The organism is Methanobrevibacter sp. (assembly GCF_045577275.1).
GTDB lineage: Archaea > Methanobacteriota > Methanobacteria > Methanobacteriales > Methanobacteriaceae > Methanobrevibacter.
This window is the reverse complement of record NZ_JAZNIB010000363.1, coordinates 1-4414: the sequence shown is the minus strand read 5'-3', so window position 1 is coordinate 4414 and position 4414 is coordinate 1. Positions and strand designations below refer to the sequence as shown.

Here is a 4414-nt window from a genome sequence, read left to right as displayed (position 1 = left end):
TATAAAAAATTATAAAAAAAGTAAAAGAATTGGTAAAAAGATTAGAAAGATAATTAAAACAATGGGTAAAAAAATGTAAAAAAATATAAAAAAATAATAAACACATTATTATATCAAAAAAGAAAAAAATGAAAAGAGGAATTAGAAATAGAATTCAGGTTCTTTTCTTTCTGCATTTGCACTTTCGAATTTTGGTTTTGTAGCTTCGAATGCATCTCCAGTAAATCCTCTCGCATCTTCAGGACAAATGTTTATGCAAGAAGTGCATCTTGAACATAGGTCAATATCGACATCTGCAGGATCATCATCTGGAATAGCTCCTTCAGGACAGACAGAAACACATTCAAGACAGAATACGCATTTGCTTTCATCACAGCTTACAATAAATGGGAGTTGTTTCAAATCAACATATGGTTTGTTTCCTGGAATTTCTGATTCTAATGAACCACCATTTTCTATTTTTTCAACTACTTTTTTAGAAAATTCGTTGATCTTTTCAATATCTGATTCATCAGGTCTTCCTACAGCAACACCATCAAAGATAGAGTGATGGCTGATGGTTGTTGCAGCTGCTATAACATCAAAATTGTTTTCTTTGAGTATGTCTACAAGTTCAAGCAATGCATCCTTAATCTGTGCATTTCCATAATTCGCAACAGCTATTGCCTTTGTATTGTTTCCTTTTAATTTAGACAACCTTTTTGCAGCAGTATCAGGAAGCCTTCCTGCAAAAACAGGCATTCCTACAACAACAACGTCATCTGATGAAAATTCCTTTTCTCCATCAAAATATAATAAATCACAAATTTCATTTTCCTCTTTAATATTATCAGCAATTAAGCCAACGACTTTCTTTGTAGTTTCAGATGGACTGAAAAACACTTTTACAACTTTATTCATATCCTCACCTTTTTAAAATCCAATTAGAAAAATATAATTAAAAAATAAAATTAATTACCTCTTATTAACCATATAAAATTATTTTACAGCTGATTTCCTTCTTGAGAAGTAGAATGCAAATATCAAAACAAATGCCATGACCAATATGTCAATCATAAATTCAAATTGGGTAGCATGTATAAATAGCTCATAAATACCAATTAGCCAAATTCCAAATAAGAATACTGGTGCTATGTATCTGATAATAGCTTTCCAAATAGTCCCTACCTTAACGGTTGAATGCTCATTCAAAACAGGTATTATATTGTCAAGACCATAAATCCAACCGAATATGATAGCTTGAATTGGAATCAATAGCAAAACTCCAAACTTATTAACGAATGTATCCACAATTTCAATCAAGTAGCTGCTGATTCCTGTTGTCAATGTCAAAGACAATAAACAGCCAACTATGCATAAGACAGTTGTGGTCTTTCTCCTTGACCAGCCTAACTTGTCTGTAGTGGAACTTAACATCGGTTCAAATAATCCGAGTGCAGAGGTTATTCCTGCAAACAGAATGGATAAGAAGAGCAATGGAGCTAATATATGGCCCATTAAACCCATGACATTGAAAATCCTTGGGAAAACAATGAATATTAATCCGGTTCCTTCAGTAATAAGCTGTATCATTGGTGTTCCGCTTGTAAATGACATATATCCTAAAATTGCATATACTCCAAATGCAGTACATACCTCAAAGGCAGAATTTGACAATACTACAAAAATAACATTGTCTACCAATTTTGAGTTTTCAGGAAGATAGCTTGCATATGTAAGGGCGAGAGTTTCACCTACACTTAAGGAAAATATGATCTGACCGAATGCCGCCAACCATATATTCACATCCCAAAGCATTTCCCATTTCGGATAAATCAAGGTATCTATTCCAATTTTTGCACCAGGTAATGTGAATGCATAAACTATGATAATTCCCATTATAATGAACAGCAAAGGAATTAGAATCTTTGAAGCTTTCCCAATACCCTTATCAATATCCCTGTTTGATATGAACCATAAGATAAACCAGCATATCAATACCCCTATTGATGTAGGGATAAGAAAACTGCTTGCATCCGCTAAATTGGAACTTCCACCAACAGTATTAACAAAATAGTTTGCTGCATCAGCTCCCCAATCAAATGTAAGACTGCTGAACAGGTATACCAAGTCCCAACTCAGGATAACCATATAATAAACTGTTACTATAAAAGTAAATAGAACGAGAACCCATGCAATAATCTCAAATTTAGGATTTATCTTCTTCATGATTTCCGTAAAGGATGTTTTGAAGGAAAATCCCAAACCGTATTCCATAATTAAAAATGGAATTCCTAAAATCAGAATGGCAACGATATAAGGAATAAAGAATGATCCCCCACCATTAGTGTAGACAACATAACTGAATCTCCATATATTTCCTACACCAACGGCAACTCCAATCATTGCAAATAAAAATGAAATTCTTGAATCCCATTGAGTTCTCTCAGACATAACTTATAATTTATCGATAAAGATATAAAAATATTACATACTTAAATTTTAAGTTTTTTAAAAAATTTTGAAAAATTATTTTTATAAATTACTTTAGAAAAAATCTGAATTTTTAAAAATAAAAAAATGATAACAAATGAAAAAAATATGGGAAATAAAAAATTGAAAAATAAAAATTTGAAAACTATGAAAAAATAGAAAAAATTAAGAAAAATAGTGATGAAAAAATTAGAAAAAAATAAAGATGTTATTCTCTGAAGTTTTCGTTAATGTATTCATCAAGTTCGAGGTAAGACTCATCGATTACTTCATTGATTGTTTCATCTGATAAGTCGGATAACTCATCTGTATCAATATCAACATCAGCATCTATATCAAGTTGTTCAGTTTCATCATTGTAGTCAATATTGATGTTAATGTCCATAGCCAAAATTTCTTTTTGAGATTTCACTTGGGAAAAAATTTTCTTCTCAACTACACTTGCAAAGAAATCTGAAATATTGTCAAGATCTTCTGAAGATAATTTTTTAAGTTTTGATACCATACTTACACCTAAAAAAATTATGCATAAATAATTTTATAATATACGAATAAAATTTTCTTAAATAAAAAAAAGAAAAAATAGATAAGAAATCTATTTATCCTTGTAATCCACCCATAGCTTGTTGGATGGTTGCTTGCATTTCTTCAAGTTTTTTCATAACTCTTTCTTCTTGGCGAGTCATGGTTTGTTGTCTTAATTTAAGAGTTTCAACTTTGTCTTCAAGCTCTTCTAAAGTTTCATTACGTTCAACTTTAATGAGTAAGTTTCCAGCGGATTTGAATACTTCAGCTCCTTCTGGAGTTTTTTTGAGTTCTTCAAGAGCAGTTTCGGTTTCTCTTAATTGAATGTCAACATTTTGTTTTTGAATAGTAACAGTTTGAGCTTGTTGTTGTAATTGTTGGAATTGGTTTAATTGATGTTGTATATTTTGTGGAATTTCCATATTTTCACCTTAAATCTTTTTTTATAATAATATTAGTTTAACTTTTAATTATTAAATATAATTAGCTAATAAATCATTATACTATAATATATTATTAGTTAAATATTTAAAACTATTGATTGAATGAATAATGATAATGAGTTGAAATTAATTTTCAGTCAATTCATTTATCTCGACAGATAATTTAATCCATTTGATGGCTGAATTGATGGATGCTCTAAAAGATGTTGCATCCTCTGCATCTATTGTGATTATGATAGAGTTCTTATCCAATTTTAAATCCATGGAAGATCTATAGTCAGGAGAAGTTTCAAATTCAAGCAAAATGGAATCATAAACTATCTTAGCCTGTTTTTCTGTATCAAAATCAATTACGATATCACTGTTGATTGATTTCAATATATCGCTTTCACTAATATGAATCTCTCCTAAAAAATCTAGTTTATTAAATTTAATTTTCTACAATCTTTTTAACATTGATTTGTAAATCTATCTGTTCCCCTTTCTTATTTACAAAATAGATTATTGCAAAATTCTTGTCATCATCATAATCTGCATAGGATATTCTGATGTAATTGGAATCTTGTGGTTCAGTTGTGATTTCAATACCTAAAACCTCTGCCAAAACATCCAATTCCCTTACAGTTGACCTGATCTTTAATTCGTCAGGTTTGATATGAAGACGTTCATTTGTAGTATTGACAGAAACAAGCAATGCCAACTTTTCATTTGCTTCAAGGTCATAGAAAGTTAATTTACTTGGATTTCCTTTAATCTGATAAACTAAAACAAGGCTATCATGACCTAATTGCTTAGCTTTGATAAGCAAATCCCTTAAACTACTTTTTCCCCTGTTTGTATAATCAAAACCAAAAGCATGTGAAAAGTTTTTACAGAATGTTCTTGTTTTCTGAGATGGTTTTCTTGATGTAGAAATTAGCATAATAATCCCCTTTTTTATTTTCAATTAAAATAAGAATGGAAAATACGTAAAA

The 4414-nt window shown here is 30.1% G+C and carries 6 protein-coding genes; all 6 read right to left on the bottom strand.

Annotated features, from left to right (window positions below):
• Positions 1 to 141: 141 nt before the first annotated feature.
• Entirely contained in the window at positions 142 to 900 is a 759-nt protein-coding gene (locus ACKI67_RS10475) for a 4Fe-4S binding protein (protein WP_407463483.1), read from the bottom strand.
• 78 nt (positions 901 to 978) lie between these two features.
• Positions 979 to 2433, bottom strand: coding sequence for a sodium-dependent transporter (locus ACKI67_RS10470; protein WP_407463482.1), 1455 nt, complete (start codon positions 2431 to 2433; stop codon positions 979 to 981).
• Between the two features lie 247 nt (positions 2434 to 2680).
• Complete coding sequence (locus ACKI67_RS10465) at positions 2681 to 2977, bottom strand: DUF3194 domain-containing protein (RefSeq protein WP_407463481.1); 297 nt, start codon at positions 2975 to 2977, stop codon at positions 2681 to 2683.
• Between the two features lie 94 nt (positions 2978 to 3071).
• The gene (locus ACKI67_RS10460; RefSeq protein WP_407463480.1) at positions 3072 to 3419 is read right to left on the bottom strand and encodes a prefoldin subunit beta; all 348 of its coding nucleotides are present in this window, start codon (positions 3417 to 3419) and stop codon (positions 3072 to 3074) included.
• A 147-nt stretch (positions 3420 to 3566) separates the two neighbouring features.
• Positions 3567 to 3818: a KEOPS complex subunit Pcc1 gene (locus ACKI67_RS10455; RefSeq protein WP_407463478.1), complete on the bottom strand. Its 252-nt coding sequence runs from the start codon at positions 3816 to 3818 to the stop codon at positions 3567 to 3569.
• 52 nt (positions 3819 to 3870) lie between these two features.
• Complete coding sequence (locus ACKI67_RS10450) at positions 3871 to 4362, bottom strand: Brix domain-containing protein (RefSeq protein ID WP_407463476.1); 492 nt, start codon at positions 4360 to 4362, stop codon at positions 3871 to 3873.
• Positions 4363 to 4414 lie beyond the last annotated feature (52 nt).

Coding starts and splice junctions, on each gene's coding strand:
- ACKI67_RS10475 (WP_407463483.1), bottom strand. CDS start 900: ATGAATAAAGTTGTAAAAGTGTTTTTCAGTCCATCTGAAACTACAAAG.
- ACKI67_RS10470 (WP_407463482.1), bottom strand. CDS start 2,433: ATGTCTGAGAGAACTCAATGGGATTCAAGAATTTCATTTTTATTTGCA.
- ACKI67_RS10465 (WP_407463481.1), bottom strand. CDS start 2,977: ATGGTATCAAAACTTAAAAAATTATCTTCAGAAGATCTTGACAATATT.
- ACKI67_RS10460 (WP_407463480.1), bottom strand. CDS start 3,419: ATGGAAATTCCACAAAATATACAACATCAATTAAACCAATTCCAACAA.
- ACKI67_RS10450 (WP_407463476.1), bottom strand. CDS start 4,362: ATGCTAATTTCTACATCAAGAAAACCATCTCAGAAAACAAGAACATTC.